Source organism: Streptomyces sp. NPDC030893 (genome assembly GCF_055571535.1).
This window is the reverse complement of record NZ_JBVIFC010000005.1, coordinates 46,415-65,510: the sequence shown is the minus strand read 5'-3', so window position 1 is coordinate 65,510 and position 19,096 is coordinate 46,415. Positions and strand designations below refer to the sequence as shown.

Sequence of the window (19,096 nt, the reverse complement as noted above, 5' to 3'; positions counted from 1 at the left end):
GGGACCGTCCGCCGCCCGCCCCGGGAGGCCGCCGACCCCGGCTACAGCGGAAGCCGGCCCACACCGCCGAACTCGATCCACTCGTGGCTGAGCTGGCGGGGCGCCACCTCCGTGTCGGGACGCCAGGTCGACACCTCCACCAGGCCGGGATCCACTATCTCAAGACCCTCGAAGTAGGTCTCGACGTCCTTCCGCTCGCGCACCCGGCCCCACTGCCCCTGGGTCGCCCGGTCCATGAAGTCGGTGACGAACGAGCGGACCTCCGGGTCGTCGCTCACCAGCTGGCACATCACCATGAAGCTGCCCGGCGCCAGATGTTCACGCACCCGGCGGGCCACGGCGAGCGGGCCGTCGGTGTCGCTGTCCGGGATGCAGTGGAAGACCGAGTTGAACAGCACGCAGACCGGCTCCGAGAAGTCGATCAGACGCCGGGTCTCCGGGTGGCCCAGTATCCCGTCGGTGTCGCGCATGTCGGCCTGGATCACGACCGTGCGCTCGTCCTGCTCCAGCAGCGCCCGGCCGTGCACCAGCACCATCGGGTCGTTGTCGGTGTAGACCACGTGCGCGGTCGGGTCGATGCGCTGGGCGATCTGGTGCACGTTGTCCTGGGTGGGCAGGCCGGAACCGTGGTCCAGGTACTGCCGGATGCCGTACTCCTGGGTGAGGGTGCGGACCACCCGCTGGAGGAAGCGCCGGTTGTTCAGCGCCAGACGGCGGGTGCTCGGCACCACCTTGTCGAGTTCCTCGGTCGCCGCGCGGTCCGCGGCGTAGTTGTCCTTGCCGCCCAGGTAATAGTCGTACATGCGTGCGGCTGTCGGCACGGTGGCGTCGATCTCGGTGGACAGCTGCTTACCGGTGTGCATCGTTCCCCCTGCGGAGTACCGCGCCAACTGGGCTGGCTGGACAGGAAATACATCCTAGGGAGGGCCGCGCGGCCCGTGCCAGCCCGTCGGCGAAAGCGCTCGAAGGAATGGCGGACGCCCGCGCGCGTTACTACGGAGGGTGCACGTTCGGTAGCGTGGTGTGAGTGTCTGGTGGTTCGGGGAAGGGGTACCCGCGGGGGCGACGTCGATTCCGTGGGAGGCAGGACCGTGGACAGCTCGCCGGACCGGATCGCGAACCCCTGGGGCGCACGCACTCCTTACGCGCCCGGCACGCCGTGGCCGGTCCGCACCGACACGCATCTGGCGGACGGGCTCGCGGAGGAGGACGTGGAGCGGTGGGCGCGCTCCGCCTCCATCCTGCACTCCAACGGCGACGCGCTGGACATCGCGGTGCGCGACGGACGCATCGTGGGCGTCCGAGGCCGCGCCGTCGACCGGGTCAACCGCGGCCGGCTCGGCCCCAAGGACCTCTACGGCTGGCAGGCCAATCACTCACCGGACCGCCTCACCCGGCCCCTCGTCAGGGAGAACGGGCGGTTGGTGGAGTCCGACTGGGACACCGCCATGGAACGGATCACGTCCCGGACGAAGAGCCTGCTGGACGAACGGGGCCCCGGCTCCGTCGGCTTCTACACCACCGGCCAGCTCTTCCTGGAGGAGTACTACACCCTCGCCGTCCTCGCCCACGCCGGCATCCGCACCAACCACCTCGACGGCAACACCCGGCTGTGCACGGCGACGGCCGCCGAGGCCCTCAAGGAGACCTTCGGCTCCGACGGCCAGCCCGGCTCGTACGAGGACATCGACCACGCCGACACCATCGCGCTGTTCGGACACAACATGGCCGAGACGCAGACCGTGCTGTGGATGCGGATCCTGGACCGCCTGGAGGGCTCCGATCCGCCCCGGCTGCTGTGCGTCGACCCCCGGTACACCCCCGTGGCCCAGCGCGCCGAGGTGCATCTGGCCCCGCGTCCCGGCACCAACGTCGCGCTGCTCAACGCCCTGTTGCACGAGATCATCCGTACCGGCCGCATCGACCGCGACTACCTCGGCGCGCACACCGTCGGCTTCGACGAACTGGCCTCGCGCGTCGAGCCGTGCACCCCCGAGTGGGCGGCGAAGATCTGCGACGTCCCCGCCGCGCAGATCGAACGGGCGGCCGAGCTGCTCGGCGGCGCGCGGAGGCTGCTGTCCACCGTCCTCCAGGGCGTCTACCAGTCCCATCAGGCCTCCGCCGCCGCCGTCCAGGTCAACAACCTGCATCTGATCCGGGGCATGCTGGGCCGCCCCGGCTGCGGGCTGCTCCAGATGAACGGCCAGCCCACCGCCCAGAACACCCGCGAATGCGGAGCCGACGGCGACCTGCCGGGCTTCCGCAACTGGCAGAACGACCAGCACGTCGCGGAGCTCGCCGGGATCTGGAACGTCGAGCCGGACGCCATCCCGCACTACGGCCCGCCCACCCACGCCATGCAGATCTTCCGCTACGCCGAGCAGGGCTCGCTGGGCATGCTGTGGATCACCGGCACCAACCCGGCCGTCTCCCTGCCCGAACTCGCCAGGATCCGGTCGATCCTCGCGCAGGAACGCCTCTTCGTGGTGGTGCAGGACCTGTTCCTCACCGAGACCGCCCAGCTCGCCGACGTCGTCCTGCCGGCCGCGACCTGGGGCGAGAAGACCGGCACCTTCACCAACACCGACCGCACCGTGCACCTGTCCGAGAAGGCCGTCGAACCGCCCGGCGGGGCCCGGTCCGACCTCGACATCTTCCTCGACTTCGCCGCCCGCATGGACTTCCGCGACAAGGACGGCGGCCCGCTGATCGGCTGGCGCGACCCGCAGGGCGCGTTCGCCGCCTGGCAGCGGTGCAGCGCCGGACGCCCCTGCGACTACACCGGACTCAGCTACGACAAGCTGCGGCACGGCAGCGGCATCCAGTGGCCCTGCACCGAGGACGCCCCCGACGGCACCGCGCGCCTCTACACCGACGGCATCACCTACGCCCACCCCGACGCGTGCGAGAGCTACGGCAAGGACATGGTGACCGGTGCGACCGTCACCCCGGTCGAGTACCGCTCCCTCAACCCGGACGGCAAGGCGGTGATCAAGGCCGCCGAGTACCTCCCGCCCCACGAGGACAGCTCGCCCGAGTACCCCCTCCAGCTCATCACCGGCCGTACCGTGTACCACTTCCACACCCGCACCAAGACCGCCCGCGCACCCGAGCTCGACGCCGCCGCGCCGGACGTGTGGGCCGAGATCTCCCCGGCGGAGGCAGCCGCCCAGGGCCTCGCCGACGGCGACCTGGTCCAGGTCACGAGCGCGCGCGGGGCGATGCGGGCCCGGCTGCGGACCACCGCGATCCGTGACGGCGTGGTCTTCGTGCCGTTCCACTACGGCTACTGGGACACCCCGGAAGGACACCGGCCGCCCGACGACCGCCCCGGCCGCGCCGCCAACGAGACCACCATCACCGACTGGGACCCGCTCTCCAAACAACCCCTGTTCAAGACGTCCGCGGCCCGTATGACACTGGTCTCCCGCCGCGGCACCGGCACGGACACCACCGAGACGGCGGGGGGCACGGCATGAGAGGCGTCGGCATCACCCTGCGCACCCTGCACAACGGCGAACGCGACCTGGAACAGGACCTGCTGGCCGCCGCGGAACGCCACCGCGTCGAGCACGAGTTCCACCACGTCGCGACCGACGTCGCCCGCTGGTCCAGGGAACACGCCACACGGCTCGCCGCCCTCGGCCGCGACCACGGGCTGGACCTGTCCGGACCCCGCGAGCATCCCTCGCCCGGCGCGCTCGCCGCGCTGCGGGAGAAGGCGTCCCAGGCCCTCGGCCGCCGCCCGGAGACCGGTCTGCTCCTCCTGCACGACCTGCGGGACCTGCATCTGGCCGCCGCGGGCAACTCCCTGCACTGGGAGATGCTCGCCCAGGCGGCGCAGGCCACCCGGGACCGGGATCTCCTGGCGCTGGTCTCCGCCTGCCACCCGCAGACCCTGCGCCAGATGCGCTGGACCAACACGATGATCAAGGTGCTGTCCCCGCAGCTCCTCGTCAGCGTGTGAGCGCACCGGCGGCCGGATCCGCGCCGACGCCTGCGCGAGCGCCTGTGCCCCGCTATCGTCGGTTTCGTCCCCGCGGGGCGTCCGCCGCCGGCGCAGCAGCGGCCGGCCCCCGTCCGCTTCCGGGAGGCAGGCACCCATGGACGACTACTACGACCTCGGCCCCTACGGCCGGCCCGTGACCACCTCCTCCGCCACGGCCCAACTCTGGTTCGACCGGGGGCTGATGTGGACGTACGCGTTCAACCACGAGGAGGCGGTCGCCTGCTTCGAGAAGGCCGCCGAAGCCGACCCGGACTGCGCCATGGCCCACTGGGGCATCGCCTACGCCCTCGGCCCCAACTACAACAAACCCTGGGACGCCTTCGACGGCGAGGAACTCGCCCGCACCGTCGAACGCACCCACCGGGCGGTGGAACTGGCCCACGAGAAGTCCGCGCGGGCCACCCCCGTCGAACGCGCCCTCGTCGAGGCGCTGCGCGCCCGCTACCCCCAGGCACGGGCGGCGGACGACTGCTCGGTGTGGAACGAGCCGTACGCGGACCGGATGCTCGCCGTGTACGAGAGCGCCCCCGGCGATCCCGACGTGGCCGTCCTGTGCGCCGACGCCCTGATGAACCTCACCCCCTGGCAGCTGTGGGACCTCGGGACCGGGCGCCCCGCCGACGGCGCCCGGACGCTGGAGGCCAAGGAGATCCTCGACGGCGCGCTCGCCGGTGACGCCGGCCACCGGCACCCGGGCGTCCTGCACCTGTACATCCACCTGATGGAGATGTCCCCCACCCCGGAAGCGGCCCTCACCGTCGCCGACCGGCTGCGCGGAGCCGTGCCCGACGCCGGGCACCTGCACCACATGCCGTCACACCTGGAAGTGCTGTGCGGCGACTACCGGCGGGTCGTCTCGGACAACACCCTCGCCGTCGCCGCCGACGACAAGTACCTCCGGCGGGCCGGCGCCATGAACTTCTACACGCTCTACCGCGCCCACAACCACCACTTCAGGATCTACGGCGCCATGTTCGCCGGTCAGTCGGAGGTGGCCCTGGACGCCGCGGCCCGGCTCGAGGAGGCCATCCCCGAGAAACTGCTCCGGGTGCAGAGCCCGCCCATGGCCGACTGGCTCGAGGGATTCCTGGCGATGCGCTTCCACGTCCTGATCCGCTTCGGCCGCTGGGACGACATCCTGGCGCTGCCGTTCCCCGAGGATCCGGACCTGTACTGCGTGACCACCGCCATGCTGCACTACGCCCGGGGCGTCGCCCTCTCCGCCACCGGCGCCACCGACGGGGCCGAGGCCGAACGCGAGGAGTTCCGCGCCGCCGTCGGCCGCGTACCCGGCACCCGGATGCTCTTCAACAACACCTGCCACGACGTCCTCGCCATCGCGTCGGCGATGCTGGACGGCGAACTCGCCTACCGCAAGGGCGAGTACGACACCGCCTTCGCCGCGCTGGAGCGCTCCGTCCACCTGGACGACAACCTGCCCTACGACGAACCCTGGGGCTGGATGCAGCCCACCCGGCACGCCTACGGGGCGCTGCTCCTGGAGCAGGGCCGCGTCGCCGAGGCCGAGGCCGTCTACCGCGCGGACCTCGGACTGGACGCCACCCTGCCGAGGCCCCTGCAGCACCCGAACAACGTCTGGGCGCTGCACGGGTTCCACGAGTGCCTGCTGCGCGGCGGCAAGGCCGGAGAGGCCGCGATCGTCGCCCGGCAGCTCACCCAGGCGGCCGCGCTGGCGGACGTCCCCGTGGAGGCGTCCTGCTTCTGCCGCACCGGGACCGCCCGGCCGGCGGCCTCCGCCGGCGGTCACCCCTGTCACTGAGCGGGCCCGCCGGGGACGCGACCGCTGCGGACCGGCCGGTCCGCAGCGGTCCCGTCCCCGGCGGGCAGCCGGTCGGGGCCGAACCCTGCGCGCCGTCGCCCTCAGCGGGACGCCACGACGGCCTGGAACGACTGCATGCAGGAGAAGCAGTGCCGGTCCGTGGTGTCACGCCGCGGCGACTCCTCCTCCTTGTCCACTCCGCACAGTGTCGATGTCTTGTCCGGGGTGAGGACATGCCACACCGGCTCCCCCGAAGTGTCTGCACCGCACCACATCTCGTGCATTCCCAGCTCCCTCCGGGTAGGCATGGAGGCCGCTCCCATACGAGCACGGACCGGGCCCGGACCGCTCGTCCGGCGGGCCGGTCGGGTGACATCCGGGGCCGGGATGCATGACGGACGCCGCGGCCGGATGCTGGAGGGGTGAAGAAGGCGCCGATCGTGGTGCACCCGCCGCTCGGTTCGGGCGGGCGCCGGGTGACGGTGCGCGGCGAGATCGTCGGCCTCGCGGGTTCCGACCGTGACGTGGTGGAGTTCCTGCGCCGCGCGGGACTGCCGGACGGCGAACGGCTGCTGGACGATCCCGCCTGGGTGCGGTGGGCAGGCGGCCGGGCCCACGTCTACGACGCGGCCTGAAGCGACCCCCGCCGGGCACCCCTGAACGGATCCGCGCCCTCACGCACGGCGGTCACCGTCGGCGCCGACTCCGACGGTGACCGCGCCTGTCCGTGTACCCCCGCTTCTCCCCGGCACACCGGGTGTGCGGCCGGCTTCGCCGCGCACGCACGGCGCGGCGCACGAGACCGGTGAGATTGCCGGTCCGCACCGGCCCCCTCCTCTCCGACAGTGGCACCGCCAGTCCATCGGCGGCGCCCCCGGCCGGGCACGGCCCCCATCCCGCTCCATGATCCCGTGCCCCGGCCGGCCGGGCGGTCCGCCGCGACAGAGAGGACCACTCGTCGTGCAGCAGCACCCCCACACCCGCAGGCGCACGTCCGGCCGGTTCGCCGGACTGACCGCGGCCCTCGCCGCAGTCGTCGCCCTCGGCACCCTCGGCGGCCCCGGCGCGCACGCGGCGGACAACCCCTACGAGCGCGGCCCGGCACCGACCGAATCGAGCATCGAGGCACCGCGCGGCCCCTACGCCGTGTCGGACCTCTCCGTCTCCTCGCTCTCCGTCACCGGCTTCGGCGGCGGCACGATCCACTACCCGACCAGCACCGCCGACGGCACCTTCGGCGCGATCGCCGTCTCGCCCGGCTTCACGGCCTACGAGTCCTCCATCGCCTGGCTGGGCCCGCGCCTGGCCTCCCAGGGCTTCGTCGTCTTCACCATCGACACCAACACCACCCTCGACCAGCCCGCCTCCCGCGGCGACCAGCTGCTCGCCGCGCTCGACTACCTCACCCAGCGCAGCGCGGTGCGCGGACGGATCGACAGCAGCCGCCTCGGCGTCATGGGCCACTCGATGGGCGGCGGCGGCAGCCTCGAAGCCGCCAAGGACCGGCCCTCGCTCCAGGCCGCCATCCCGCTGACACCCTGGAACCTCGACAAGACCTGGCCCGAGGTGCGCACCCCCACCCTGATCTTCGGCGCCGACGGCGACACCATCGCCCCGGTCTCCAGCCACGCCGAGCCGCTCTACACGGGCCTGCCCTCCTCCCTGGACCGGGCCTACCTGGAGCTGAACGGCGCCGGCCACTTCACGCCCAACTCGTCCAACACGACGATCGCGAAGTACAGCGTGTCCTGGCTGAAGCGGTTCATCGACAACGACACCCGCTACGAGAAGTTCCTGTGCCCGCTGCCGCAGCGGAGCCTGACGATCGCGGAGTCCCGGGGCAACTGCCCGCACACCTCCTGACGTTCCGTGCACCCGGTGGCGGTCCGCGTACGGCGCGGGCCGCCGCCGGCGTTGTGCGGGGGCACCGCCGCACACCCGCCGGCTTGGGCCGCGGCACACTCCGCCCGGCCGGCCGGGCGGGAAGAGCCGCTGGTGAACCGGCAGTTGACCGTTCACCCAGGCATGGACGCGTTCCTTCCACCCGACCTTACGCGTGAGTAAGGTCCCGGAGATGACCGGACAGACGATCCTGCGGCGGCAGGTGATCTCCGAGCTGCTGGACACCCTCCGCACCGGCGGCGGTGTCCGGGTCGTGACCGGTGAACCCGGGTGCGGCCGCACGGCGTTCCTGGAGCACACCGCGCGCTCCTTCCGTACCGGGCCGGTGTGGCACGTACGGCCTCCGGACGGCGCGCGGGCCCTGCTGCGGGCCGCCGGCCGCTGTGGCCCCGTGCCCGCGGCCGGGGCCGGAGCGATGGGGGAGGCGCTGTTCGACGCCCTCCGCGCGGCTGCCCGCACGGGGCCGTTCCTGGTGTGCGTGGACGACGCGCACCTGTGGGACTCGGCCTCGCGCGCGGCACTCGGCCGGGCCGCCGCGCGGGCGCACTCCGCGGGGCTCCGGGCGGGGCTGCTCCTCACCGTTCCCGGGCACCGGCCCGTCGACCGGGAGCTGGCGGCGCTGCCCCTGCTGCGGCTCGGCCCGCTCGCGGCCGGGGACGCGGCACGACTGGTCGACGACGTGACGGACGGCGCCGTCCACCCCGCCGTGCGCGAGGAGCTGGTGACGGCGGCGGAGGGCAGCCCCGCGCTGCTGCTGGCGCTGGTCCGCCGGCTGTCGCCCGCCCAGCTCACCGGAGACCGGGCGCTGCCCCGGCCGCCGGCCGACGCGGAGGCCCTGGCCGGTGCCGTCGGCGGCTGCCTCACCGGCGTACCGCCGGACCGGGCCGTGCTGCTGCTGACGGCGGCGGCCGCCCTGCGGGCGACGGGGGAGCCGGACGCCGACGCGGGTCTCGTCCTGCGCGCCGCCGGGGCGTGCGCCGGGGGGCCGCTGCCCGAGGTGCTGGTCAGGGCCGGGGACCGGCTCCGGTTCCACAGCCCGCTGCTGGGGCGGGCCGTGTACGCCGGTGCCTCCGCCGGGCGACGCCGTGCCGCACACCGCGCGCTGGCCGGGGCGCTGCCGGACCCCGACGGCATCCTCGCGCTGCTGCACCGCTCATGGACCGTCACGGGCCGCGCCCCCGCCCTCGCCGACCGGCTGGCGCGAGCGGCGGCGGACCCCGCGCTCGCACCCGCCCTGCGCCGCCGGGCGCTCACCCGCGCGGCCGATCTCACCCCGGACGACACCGAGCGCGCGCGCCGCCGCACCGCCGCCGCGGAACAGGCCCTCCTCGCCGGCCACCCGTCCGAGGCCCTGCGCCTGCTCGACGCGGTCCGCGGCCGTCCGGCGCCGCCGTCGGCACGCGGCGGTGCGGAACTCCTGCGCGGCGCGGTCCTCCTGGCCGACGGACCGGTGGACGACGCCCGTGAGTCCTTCCTGCTCGCCGCCGCGCTGCTGACCGCCACCGACGGGGAGGCCGCCGCCACGGCAACCCTCGGCGCGGCCGACGCGGCCTGGTCGGCGGGCGACCCCGCGACCTGCCTGGAGGTCCTCGCCCCGGAACCGCCATCCGGTTCCGCCCGCGGGGCGGCGTCCGGGGCCGGGCGGGAGGGGAGCGGTGCCGGCTCACCTCACGAGGACGTGCTGGGTGACCACCGGGACGGCATGCGGGCCGTGCTGCTGGGGCGGTTCGACCGGGCCGCCGCACCCCTGGGGCGGGTGGTCGCGCGAGGGCTGTGCGGCGACGAGCCCGAGCGGCTGCTGCGGTCCGCCTCCGCCGCGCTGATGCTCGGGGAGGTGACCGCGGCCCGCCGCGCCGGCGCACGGGCCCTGGCGGCGGCCCGGACCCGTGGCCGTACCGCCCTCGAACCCAGGGCGCTGGAGTACCTCGCCTACGCCGAACTCCGGGCCGGCCGCCACCAGCTCGCCCGTACCCACGCCGAGGAGGGCCTGCGCACGGCCTCGCGGACCGGGCAGCGGAACACGGCCGCCCACCACCACGCCGTGCTGGCGCTCGCCGCGTCGATCGAGGGCGAGAAGGAGGTCGTCGCCGAGCACGCGGCGGCCGCCCTGCGCACCGCCCGCCGGCACGGCCTCGCGCAGGCCGCCACGCTCGCCCAGTGGGCCGCGGCCCGCGCCGACCTCGGCGCCGGCCGCCCCCGCGAGGCCGCGGAGCGGCTCGGCCCGCTGGTGCTCCCCGGTGCGCGGCGCGGCCACTTCGCCCTGTGGATGCTGGCCGTCCCCTGCTTCGTGGAGGCCGCCGCGCTCGCCGGCCGGCCCGAGCACGCCCCGGCGGTCGTCGAGGACTTCGCCCTGTGGACCGCCTGCGGAGCCGACCCGCAGGCCCCCGCGCTGCTCCTGCGGTGCCGCGCGCTGCTGGCCGCCCCCGAGGCGGCCGACACCCTGTACCTGAGCGCCCTGCACCGCCACGAGGACACGCCCGGCGACTTCGAGCGGGCACGCACCGAACTCCTCTACGGCAAATGGCTGCGACGCAGACGCCGGCTGCGCGAGGCACGGGCCCGCCTCGCAGCGGCCCTCGTGGGCTTCGAGCGGTGCGGCGCGCATCCGTGGGCGCAGCAGACCGCCGCCGAACTGCGTGCGGGAGGCGCGGCCCCGGCCCGGACCGGGGCCGGGGAGCTGTCCCGGCTGACCCCGCAGCAACTGCGTATCGCGCGGTGTGTCGCCGAGGGCGCCACCAACCGGGAGGTGGCCCTGAGACTGTCCGTGAGCACCCGCACCGTCGACTACCACCTGCGGAACGTGTTCGCCACGCTGGGCGTCCGTTCCCGGGTCGAGCTTGTCCGACTGGTCGAACACGCGGAAAAGACCGGTGCACGGCTCTAGGGACCGACCGGACGGTATGCCATCCTTCGGGGCAGGACGAGTCCGGTGGCGGCCGGCCCATGGGCTCCCCGGCCGGCCCGGCGCCGGCGGGGGGACCGCCGCACGGGCACCGCCGGGAAGCCGACCCTGGGGGAGATGCGCGATGCAACACGCCGTACGGCCACGTACCCTGCTTCGCCCCGGACCCATGCCCGCTCCGAGCCCGCGGACCCGGCGCGTGCGGTCGCTGATCGACGCCGACGCGCTGCGGGTGCTGCACCGGGCGGCCCGTGTCCTGCTGGAGGACCTGCCGCAGCTCACCGACCGGCTGATCGCCGTGCTCCAGGAGCAGGAGCCCGCCTACCGCACCGCGGTGGAGGGCGACGCCGCCGCGACCTGGCAGGAGGTGCACCGCTCGCTGCGGCACAGCATCTCCTCCCTGCTCGATCCGCGGGGCGCCCGGGACGGGGCACGCCGCTGCTCCTGGAAGATCGGCGCCACCCGCGCCGAACAGGGGCTGCCGCTGGACGCGCTGCTGCACGCCTTCCGGCTGGGCGGCTCACTGGTGTGGCAGGGCCTGGTCGACGAGACGTCCCGGACGGCACCGGAGGACGTACGGCTGCTGGTGCACGTGGCGTCCGACGTGTGGAACTTCGTCGACGAGCACTGCACGCTCGTCGCCGACGCCTACCGGCAGACCGAACGCCAGCTGGCCTGGCGGAGGGAGAACAGGGTGCGCCTGCTGGCCGGGGCCCTGCTGGACGGCACGAGCAGGATCGCCGACCTGCCCGAGGCCGCGCGGGCGCTGGCGCTGCCGGAGCAGGGGCGGTACGTGGTCGTCGCGGCCGCCGGCGGCAGGCTCGCCGGTTGTCCGGGTGCCCAGGCGGCGCTCGCCCCGGGTGTGCGCGTGCACTGGCACACCGGTGTGGACGCCGACTACGGCATCGTTCTGGTCGAGGACGGTGAGGAGCCGATCGTGCGGGAGGAACAGCCACCCGGGGCACGGGTGGGCATCGGCAGCGCGGTGGAGGGACTGGCCGCCGTGGGCGAGGCGCGGCGGCTGGCGGACACGGCGCTGGCCCTGTGCCCGGAGTCGGGCGGCACCGTCCGGCTGGCCGAACACCTCCCGGCCGCGCTGGTGGTGTCGAGCCCCGAACTCGGCGCGGCCCTCGCCGAACGGCTGCTGGGCCCGCTGGCCCACCTCGAACCCGCCGACGCGGAGGTCCTGCTGGACACCCTCGCCACCTGGCTGGCCTGCGACGGCTCGGCCCAGCGGGCGAGCCGGCGCCTGTACTGCCACCGCAACACCGTCCTCAACCGCCTCCGCCGCTACGAACAGCTCACAGGCCGCTCCCTCTCCCGCCCCTCCGACCTCGTAGAGGTAAGCCTCGCCCTGACAGCCCGCACCCTCCTCGCCCTTTAGGGGCGCGGGGCTGATCCCCCGCAGGGGCGCGGGGAACTGCGCGAAGGGGGTCCGGGGGCGAAGCCCCCAGGGACGGGACGGGAAGGGGCGGCGGGGGCGAACTCCCCTACCGCAACGCCGACGCCGCCGATCACGCACCGCGAAACCCCGCCCGGCCGGTCGAACCCGTGCCCCCATCCCCGCCTGCCCCGACCGGCCGGCAGCCCCCCGCCCCCGCCAGGGCCTGGGCACCCGCACAACCCCCGCCCACCCCCGTTGGTACACCGCAGCGAGCCCCCGCCGAACGCTGTACCACCCACCCGCCCCCGTGCTGTCGTGGGCTCCCCTTCCCCCGAACCCGCACCGCCACCGCCGACGACGCCGACGCCGACGTGGCCGCGGTCCCCGAGGAGCCGTGATGCCCGAAGCACCACCGGACGGCCTGCCCGCCCTGCACGTCGAGAACGTCGACGTGACGTACGGGCGTGCGCTGTCCGCTCTCCGTTCCGTGTCCCTGAGCGTGCCGCCCGGCGCCGTCGTCGCGCTGCTCGGCGCCAACGGGGCCGGCAAGACCACCCTGCTGCGGGCGGTGTCCGGCACGCTGCGCCTGCACCGCGGCGCGGTCACGGCCGGCCGTATCCGCTACGGCGGGACGGTGCTCGACGGCAAGGACCCCGTCGCGGCGGTACGCGCCGGAGTCGTCCAGGTCCCCGAGGGACGGCGGGTGTTCGCCGGACTCTCGGTCGACGAGAACCTCCGCTCCGGCGGCCTCGGCCTCGGCCGGCGCGGACGCGCCCAGGTCCAGGAGGCCCGCGACCGCGTCTTCACGCTCTTCCCCCGCCTGGCCGAACGCACCCACCAGGCCGCCGGCCTGCTCTCCGGCGGCGAGCAGCAGATGCTCGCCATCGGCCGCGCCCTGATGGCCGCCCCCCGCCTGCTGCTCCTCGACGAGCCCTCCCTCGGCCTCGCACCGCAGATGGTGTACCGGATCGCCGAGGTGATCCGCGAGATCAACGCCCAGGGCACCGCCGTGCTCCTCGTCGAGCAGAACGCCGGCATGGCGCTCTCCCTCGCCGACCACGCGCACGTCCTGGAGGTGGGCGAGACCCGCCTGTCCGGCCCCGCCGACGAACTCGCCCGCACCGACGCCGTACGCCGCCTCTACCTGGGCGAGTCGGCCGAGGACCAGGGGGCCGCGTGAACGACCGCACCACCGCACCGCCGGTCACGGCACCGCCGGTCACCGCACCGCCCGTGCTCGACGTACGGGACGTCACCGTGCGCTTCGCCGGACTCACCGCCCTCGACGGCGTCTCCTTCACCGTCGCCCCCGGCTCGGTGCACGCGCTCATCGGGCCCAACGGCGCCGGCAAGTCCACCTGCTTCAACGTGCTGTCCGGCCTGTGCCGCCCGGCCGAAGGCACGGTGACCCTCGGCGACACCGAACTCACCCGGCTCGCCCCGCACCGCATCGCCGCGCTCGGCGTGGCCCGCACCTTCCAGAACATCGTCACCACCCACGGCACGGTCGCCGACAACCTCATGCTCGGCCGCCACGTCCTGTCCCGCGCCGGTTTCGCCGCGAGCGCGCTGCGTCTGCCGAGCGCCCGGCGCGAACAGCGCGAGCACCTCGGCCGGGCCCGCGACATCGCCGAACTCACCGGCCTGGGGCAGCACTTCGACAGTCCCGTCGCGCTGCTGTCGTACGGCGACCGCAAGCGCGTCGAACTCGCCCGCGCCCTCTGCCTGGAGCCACGCGTGCTGCTCCTCGACGAACCGGTGGCCGGCATGAACGCCGCCGAACGCGCCCGCACCGCCGAGGTCGTGGGCGAACTGCGCGCCGAACTCGGCCTGTCCATCGTCCTCGTCGAGCACGACATGGGCCTGGTCATGCGTCTCGCCGACGACGTGACCGTGCTCGACTTCGGCCGGCGCATCGCCCACGGCAGCCCCGACGAGGTCCGCCAGGACCCCGAGGTGCTGCGCGCCTACCTCGGCACCGACGCGACCGGGGAGGACGCGGCATGACGGTATTCCTCGACAACATCCTCGGCGGACTGGCACTCGGCGCGGTCTACGCGCTGGTCGCCCTCGGCTTCGTCGTCATCTTCAAGGCCTCCGGCGTCCTCAACTTCGCCCACGGCTCCCTGCTCCTGTTCGGCGGCTACCTCATCGCCGTGCTCCACGACGACCTCGGCTTCGCCGGAGCGCTCGCCCTGGCCGTCCTCACCACGGCCGCCCTCGCCGGCGCGCTCGACCGCTTCCTGCTGCAACGCGGCGGCCAGGACGCCCACTCCGCGCACGTGCAGACCATCGTCACCATCGGTATCGACATCGTCCTGCTCACCGACCTCGCCCGGCGCATCGGCGGCGACCTGCTGTCGCTCGGCGACCCCTGGGGCGACGCGGTGACCGAACTGGGGCCGCTGACCGTCGCGGACAGCCGGCTCGCCGCCATCGTGGTGTCGGCCGTCGTCATCGGCGCGGTGTTCGCACTGTTCCGGTTCACCCCCTGGGGGCTCTCCCTGCGGGCCGCGGCCGAGGACCTGGAGGCCGCCGCGCTCATGGGCGTACGGCTCGGCCGGATCCGGGCGGGCGCCTGGTGCCTGGCGGGCGCGCTCGCCGCACTGGCGGCGGTCTTCCTCGCCGCGTTCCCCGCGCCGGGCCTGGAGCGCACCACCGGCCAGATCGCCCTCAACGCCTTCCCCGCCGCGATCCTCGGCGGACTGGCCTCCCCGGCCGGCGCCCTCGCGGGCAGCCTGATCATCGGCCTGACCGAGGCGCTTGTCGTCGGCTACCAGTCCGAACTGCACGTCCTCGGCGAGGGGTTCGGCGACGTCGCCCCGTACGCGGTGATGCTGCTGGTGCTTCTGGTACGGCCCACCGGGCTGTTCGGCGCGAAGGGAGCGGCCCGTGTCTGACCGACTCCTCGGGGCACTGACCCGCCGGCGCGGCAGGCTGCTGCTCCTCGCCGTCCTGCTGTGCCTGCCGCCGTTCTACCTGGACGCCTTCTGGCTGCGCATCGGCCTGTTCTCCATGGCCGCCGCCATCGGCGCCGTCGGACTGGCCCTGCTCAGCGGCACCGCCGGCCAGCTCTCCCTCGGCCACGCCTTCTTCCTCGCCGTCGGCGCCTACGGCTACGCATGGTTCGCGGGCGAACCCGGACCGGGACTGCCACCGGCCCTCGCCGCGCTCCTCGCGGTGCTGCTCACCGGAGCGGCCGGCGGGCTGTTCAGCCCCGTCGCCGCCCGGGTCAAGGGCATCTACCTCGGCATCGCGACCCTCGCCCTGGTCTTCCTCGGCCACCACGTCCTGCTCACCGCGGACTCCGTCACCGGTGGCTTCAACGGCCGCTCCGTGCCCCCGCTGACCCTCGGCGGCTTCACCTTCGCCGAGACCGACCCCGAACTGACCGTCCTCGGCGTGCCGTTCGGCGCGGAGGAGCGGCTGTGGTTCCTGGGCCTGGCCCTGTTCGCATTCACCTGGTTCACCGCCCGCGGCCTGCTGCGCTCACGCCCCGGCCGCGCGCTGGCCGCCCTGCGCGACAGCGAGACCGCGGCCGCCGTGATGGGCGTCGACGTCGCCCGGCACCGCTCCGCCGCATTCGTCGTGTCGTCGATGTACGCCGGCCTCGCGGGCGTGCTCCTGGCGCTCGCCTTCCGCCGCGTCGTCCCGGACTACTTCTCCCTCGTCCTCTCCGTCGACTACCTCGCCATGATCGTCATCGGCGGTCTGGGCTCCGTCGCCGGAGCCACCGCCGGGGCCGTCTTCGTCACCGCACTGCCCCTGCTGATGACCCGCTACGCCGACCAGCTCCCGCTGGTCGCCGCCCCCGGCTCGGCCGAGGGCGCCGTGGGCCCCACCGAGGCCGCCCGCTACCTCTACGGCGCGGCCATCGTCCTGGTCCTGCTGTACGCACCCGACGGTCTGCACGGCCTGGCGCGCCGGGCCCGTGACCGCGTACGGCGCCGACGGTCCCGTACCCCCGCCAACGCAACCGACGTCCCTTCGCCACCGCAGCCGGCCGCAGCCGCACGACCCAAGGAGCACACCCCGTGAACACCACGCACCACAGGCGCCGCAACCGGCACCGCACCGCCGGCACCGTCCTCGCCGGCGCCCTCGTCCTGCTGCTCGCGGCCACCGGATGCAGTTCCAAGGCGGAGGACGGCAAGGGCGGCGGCGAGGCCGCCGACGGCGTCCGCACCGGACCCGGCATCGACGCCGGCACCATCCGGCTGGGCGCCCTCACCGACCTGACCGGCCCCTACGCCACCCTCGGCAAGAGCATCGTGCAGGCCCAGCAGATGTGGGCCGACGAGGTCAACGCCGACGGCGGCATCTGCGACCGCGAGGTCGAGATCGTCGTCAAGGACCACGGCTACGACGTGCAGAAGGCGGTCACCGCCTACGCCGACATCGCCCCCGACGTGGTGGCGCTGCCCCAGGTCATCGGCTCCCCGGTGGTCGCGGCCCTGCTCGACGACATCCAGCAGGACAAGATGCTGACCTTCCCGCAGGCGTGGGCGGCCTCCCTGCTCGGCAAGGACGCCATCCAGGTGCTCGGCACCACCTACGACGTCGACATGATCGCAGCGGTGGAGTTCCTCACCCGCACCAAGGGCCTGAAGAAGGGCGACACCATCGGCCACGTCTACTTCGAGGGCGACTACGGCGCCAACGCCCTGGAGGGCTCCACCTGGGCGGCCGAACAGGCCGGCCTGAAGGTGGCCGGGCAGAAGATCAAGGCGACCGACACCGACCTGTCCGCCCAGGTCTCGGCCCTGAGCAAGGAGGGCGTCAAGGCCGTTCTGATCAGCGCCGGACCCGCGCAGACGGCCTCGCTGGTCGGTGTCGCCGCCTCCCGCGGCCTGAAGGTGCCCGTCGTCAGCAGCGCCCCCGGCTTCGCGCCCCAGCTGATGAAGACGCCCGCGGCTCCCGCCCTCGCGGCGATGCTCAGCATCGTCAGCGCCGCCCCCGCGGTCAGCTCCGACCTGCCCGGCGTGCAGCGCATGGTGGCCTCGTACCAGAAGAAGTACCCGGACTCGCCGGTCGACTCCGGCGTGCTGTCCGGGTACAACGCCGCCCAGCTCATGGGCGCCGATCTGAAGAAGGCCTGCGAGGCGGGCGGCCTCACCCGTGAGGACGTCGTCAAGGCGCACCGTTCGCAGACGAACGCCGACACCGGCCTCGGCACCCCGCAGAACTTCTCCGACGTCGACCGCCCGGCCAGTGTCAGGACCTATGTGCTCAAGCCCGACGCCAAGGCGGTCGGCGGCGTCGTGAACGCCGAGGACGCGCACGCGGCCCCGGGAGTGGAGGACTACCTGTCCGCCGGGTGACGGACGGCCATACGCCCCGGCGGACCCCAGGGGAGGGGGACGCCGGGGTCAGCCGCCGCCCGCCTCCGGATCCCGGTCGGACGACGGCCACACGTACGGCAGGTCGTCCGGCTCCCCGGGGAAGACCTCCGCGTAGACGCCGGGTTCCTTGCGCAGCAGCGCCGAACGGTGACTGCGGTGCAGGGCCTCCTCCCCGAGCCACGGCGGCAGCTCACCGGCCTCGGCCAGCTCCCGCTGACCGCGCACCGGCGCACCGGGCCGTACGGCGGCGAGGTCGGCCACGAGGGTGGCGGCGCAGCTGTCCTGGTGGCCCCGGTCGCGCCACACCCGGCAGACGTCCAGGCCGTAGCGCACCAGAGCCTCCTCGTACCCGGTCCACATGCGCACCGCGGGATGGCGGCGCCATCCGTAGCCCGGCACGATCAGACCGCGCAGCACCTGGATCGCCTCGACCCGCTGCTTGCCGAGCCGGCGCCGGTCGAGCACCAGCGCCGACTCGTGGAAGCCGGGGTACGGCAGGAAGGTCTGCACGGGTCCGTCCGAGGGGCCGGGAGCACCGCGTCGTCGGAGCGCGGCTCACCGCACCGCAGTTCCCGTTTCCCGGCGGCCCACACACGGGGGCGGCGGGCGGAGGGCTCAGCCCATCGTGCCCAGCCGTGCCTCGCGCCACAGGTCGACGCCGCCGTCGGTGGCGTACGTGTCGATCTCGGCCAGTTCCCCGGCGGAGAAGTCGAGGTTCTCCAGCGCGGCCACGTTCTGCTCCAGCTGCTCGGCGCGGGAGGCGCCCATCACCAGCGAGGTGACCCGGGGGTCGCGCAGCGCCCAGGCCAGCGCCATCTGGGCGAGGGTCTGCCCGCGCCGGGCCGCGATGCCGTTCAGGGCACGCAGCCGGTGCAGCATGTCGTCCGTCAGCCACCCGGAGTCGAACGACTTGCCCGCCGCCGCCCGGGAGTCGTCGGGTACGCCGTTCAGGTAGCGCCCGGTCAGCAGTCCCTGGGCGAGCGCCGTGAACCCGATGACCCCGAAGCCCTCCTCCCGGGCCACGTCCAGCAGACCGTCCGTCTCGATCCAGCGGTTCAGCATGCTGTACGACGGCTGGTGGATCAACAGCGGGGTGCCGAGGTCACGGAGGATGGCCGCGGCCCGGCGGGTGCGCTCGGCGTCGTAGGAGGAGATGCCGACGTAGAGCGCCTTGCCCTGGCGGACCGCCGTGTCCAGCGCGCCCATGGTCTCCTCCAGGGGCGTGGTGGGGTCGAGGCGGTGAGAGTAGAAGATGTCGACGTACTCCAGGCCCATGCGCTTCAGGGACTGGTCCAGCGACGCCAGCAGGTACTTGCGGGAGCCGCCGCCCCGGCCGTAGGGGCCGGGCCACATGTCCCAGCCGGCCTTGGTGGAGACCACCAGCTCGTCCCGGTACGGAGCGAGGTCCCGCTTCATCAGCCGGCCGAAGTTGATCTCGGCGGAGCCGTACGGCGGGCCGTAGTTGTTCGCCAGATCGTGGTGGGTGATGCCGAGGTCGAAGGCGCGCAGGGCGATCTCGCGCTGTGTCTCGAAGGACCGGTCGTCGCCGAAGTTGTGCCAGTAGCCCAGGGACAGCAGGGGGAGGTCGAGCCCCGAGCGGCCGGTGCGCCGGTAGCGCATGGTGCCGTCGTAGCGCTCGGGACGGGCGGTGTGGTTCATCGGGTGGTCTCCGGTGATGCGGGCGGGGGTGTCCCGTGGGATGGTGTTGATCCTTGCCCACAGTGCCCCCGTGCGATCCGGAAGTCCAACCGATCCGTTCCATGGAATTCAGCGGTAC

At 74.0% G+C, this 19,096-nt stretch carries 16 protein-coding genes; 12 read left to right on the top strand and 4 right to left on the bottom strand.

Annotated elements, in window-relative coordinates:
* Nucleotides 1-41 precede the first annotated feature (41 nt).
* Nucleotides 42-863, bottom strand: coding sequence for an SAM-dependent methyltransferase (locus ACZ434_RS12370; protein WP_468454644.1), 822 nt, complete (start codon nucleotides 861-863; stop codon nucleotides 42-44).
* 228 nt (nucleotides 864-1,091) lie between these two features.
* Between ACZ434_RS12370 and ACZ434_RS12365 the strand changes: the two genes are divergently transcribed.
* The 3 genes from ACZ434_RS12365 (at nucleotide 1,092) to ACZ434_RS12355 (ending at nucleotide 5,789) form a co-directional block, all read left to right on the top strand.
* Nucleotides 1,092-3,479, top strand: a complete 2,388-nt coding sequence (locus ACZ434_RS12365) for a molybdopterin oxidoreductase family protein (protein ID WP_468454642.1) — start codon at nucleotides 1,092-1,094, stop codon at nucleotides 3,477-3,479.
* A complete protein-coding gene (locus ACZ434_RS12360) occupies nucleotides 3,476-3,967 on the top strand; it encodes a hypothetical protein (RefSeq protein ID WP_468454640.1) in 492 nt (163 codons plus the stop codon). The genes ACZ434_RS12365 and ACZ434_RS12360 overlap by 4 nt, the downstream gene beginning before the upstream one ends.
* A gap of 136 nt (nucleotides 3,968-4,103) precedes the next feature.
* Nucleotides 4,104-5,789 (top strand): hypothetical protein, encoded by a 1,686-nt coding sequence (locus ACZ434_RS12355; protein ID WP_468454638.1) that lies wholly within the window; start codon nucleotides 4,104-4,106, stop codon nucleotides 5,787-5,789.
* Between the two features lie 101 nt (nucleotides 5,790-5,890).
* Here the strand turns inward: ACZ434_RS12355 and ACZ434_RS12350 are convergent, their stop codons facing one another.
* Nucleotides 5,891-6,073: a hypothetical protein gene (locus tag ACZ434_RS12350; protein WP_229846694.1), complete on the bottom strand. Its 183-nt coding sequence runs from the start codon at nucleotides 6,071-6,073 to the stop codon at nucleotides 5,891-5,893.
* 156 nt (nucleotides 6,074-6,229) lie between these two features.
* Between ACZ434_RS12350 and ACZ434_RS12345 the strand changes: the two genes are divergently transcribed.
* The 9 genes from ACZ434_RS12345 to ACZ434_RS12305 all read left to right on the top strand — a co-directional run bounded on the left by ACZ434_RS12345 (nucleotide 6,230) and on the right by ACZ434_RS12305 (nucleotide 17,298).
* A complete protein-coding gene (locus tag ACZ434_RS12345) occupies nucleotides 6,230-6,424 on the top strand; it encodes a hypothetical protein (protein WP_468455290.1) in 195 nt (64 codons plus the stop codon).
* 325 nt (nucleotides 6,425-6,749) lie between these two features.
* Complete coding sequence (gene bdeA / locus ACZ434_RS12340) at nucleotides 6,750-7,652, top strand: bis(hydroxyethyl) terephthalate hydrolase (RefSeq protein WP_468454635.1); 903 nt, start codon at nucleotides 6,750-6,752, stop codon at nucleotides 7,650-7,652.
* Between the two features lie 211 nt (nucleotides 7,653-7,863).
* Nucleotides 7,864-10,575 carry a helix-turn-helix transcriptional regulator gene (locus ACZ434_RS12335; RefSeq protein ID WP_468454633.1) on the top strand — a complete coding sequence of 904 codons (2,712 nt, stop codon included), beginning with the start codon at nucleotides 7,864-7,866 and terminating at the stop codon, nucleotides 10,573-10,575.
* Nucleotides 10,576-10,717: 142 nt separating this feature from the next.
* On the top strand, nucleotides 10,718-11,977 hold the full coding sequence (locus ACZ434_RS12330) for a PucR family transcriptional regulator (protein ID WP_468454631.1): 1,260 nt from the start codon (nucleotides 10,718-10,720) through the stop codon (nucleotides 11,975-11,977).
* Between the two features lie 397 nt (nucleotides 11,978-12,374).
* A complete protein-coding gene (locus ACZ434_RS12325) occupies nucleotides 12,375-13,157 on the top strand; it encodes an ABC transporter ATP-binding protein (protein WP_468454629.1) in 783 nt (260 codons plus the stop codon).
* Nucleotides 13,154-13,984 (top strand): ABC transporter ATP-binding protein, encoded by an 831-nt coding sequence (locus tag ACZ434_RS12320; protein WP_468454627.1) that lies wholly within the window; start codon nucleotides 13,154-13,156, stop codon nucleotides 13,982-13,984. Before ACZ434_RS12325 ends, ACZ434_RS12320 begins: the two co-directional genes overlap by 4 nt.
* Nucleotides 13,981-14,877: a branched-chain amino acid ABC transporter permease gene (locus tag ACZ434_RS12315; RefSeq protein ID WP_468454625.1), complete on the top strand. Its 897-nt coding sequence runs from the start codon at nucleotides 13,981-13,983 to the stop codon at nucleotides 14,875-14,877. The genes ACZ434_RS12320 and ACZ434_RS12315 overlap by 4 nt, the downstream gene beginning before the upstream one ends.
* Nucleotides 14,870-16,015 carry a branched-chain amino acid ABC transporter permease gene (locus tag ACZ434_RS12310; protein WP_468454623.1) on the top strand — a complete coding sequence of 382 codons (1,146 nt, stop codon included), beginning with the start codon at nucleotides 14,870-14,872 and terminating at the stop codon, nucleotides 16,013-16,015. Before ACZ434_RS12315 ends, ACZ434_RS12310 begins: the two co-directional genes overlap by 8 nt.
* Nucleotides 16,012-17,298, top strand: a complete 1,287-nt coding sequence (locus ACZ434_RS12305; RefSeq protein ID WP_468454621.1) for an ABC transporter substrate-binding protein — start codon at nucleotides 16,012-16,014, stop codon at nucleotides 17,296-17,298. The genes ACZ434_RS12310 and ACZ434_RS12305 overlap by 4 nt, the downstream gene beginning before the upstream one ends.
* A gap of 48 nt (nucleotides 17,299-17,346) precedes the next feature.
* Here the strand turns inward: ACZ434_RS12305 and ACZ434_RS12300 are convergent, their stop codons facing one another.
* Together ACZ434_RS12300 and mgrA are read right to left on the bottom strand one after the other, a co-directional pair.
* The gene (locus ACZ434_RS12300; protein ID WP_468454619.1) at nucleotides 17,347-17,829 is read right to left on the bottom strand and encodes an MSMEG_6728 family protein; all 483 of its coding nucleotides are present in this window, start codon (nucleotides 17,827-17,829) and stop codon (nucleotides 17,347-17,349) included.
* Between the two features lie 105 nt (nucleotides 17,830-17,934).
* Nucleotides 17,935-18,978, bottom strand: coding sequence for an L-glyceraldehyde 3-phosphate reductase (gene mgrA, locus ACZ434_RS12295; RefSeq protein ID WP_468454617.1), 1,044 nt, complete (start codon nucleotides 18,976-18,978; stop codon nucleotides 17,935-17,937).
* Nucleotides 18,979-19,096: the final 118 nt, after the last annotated feature.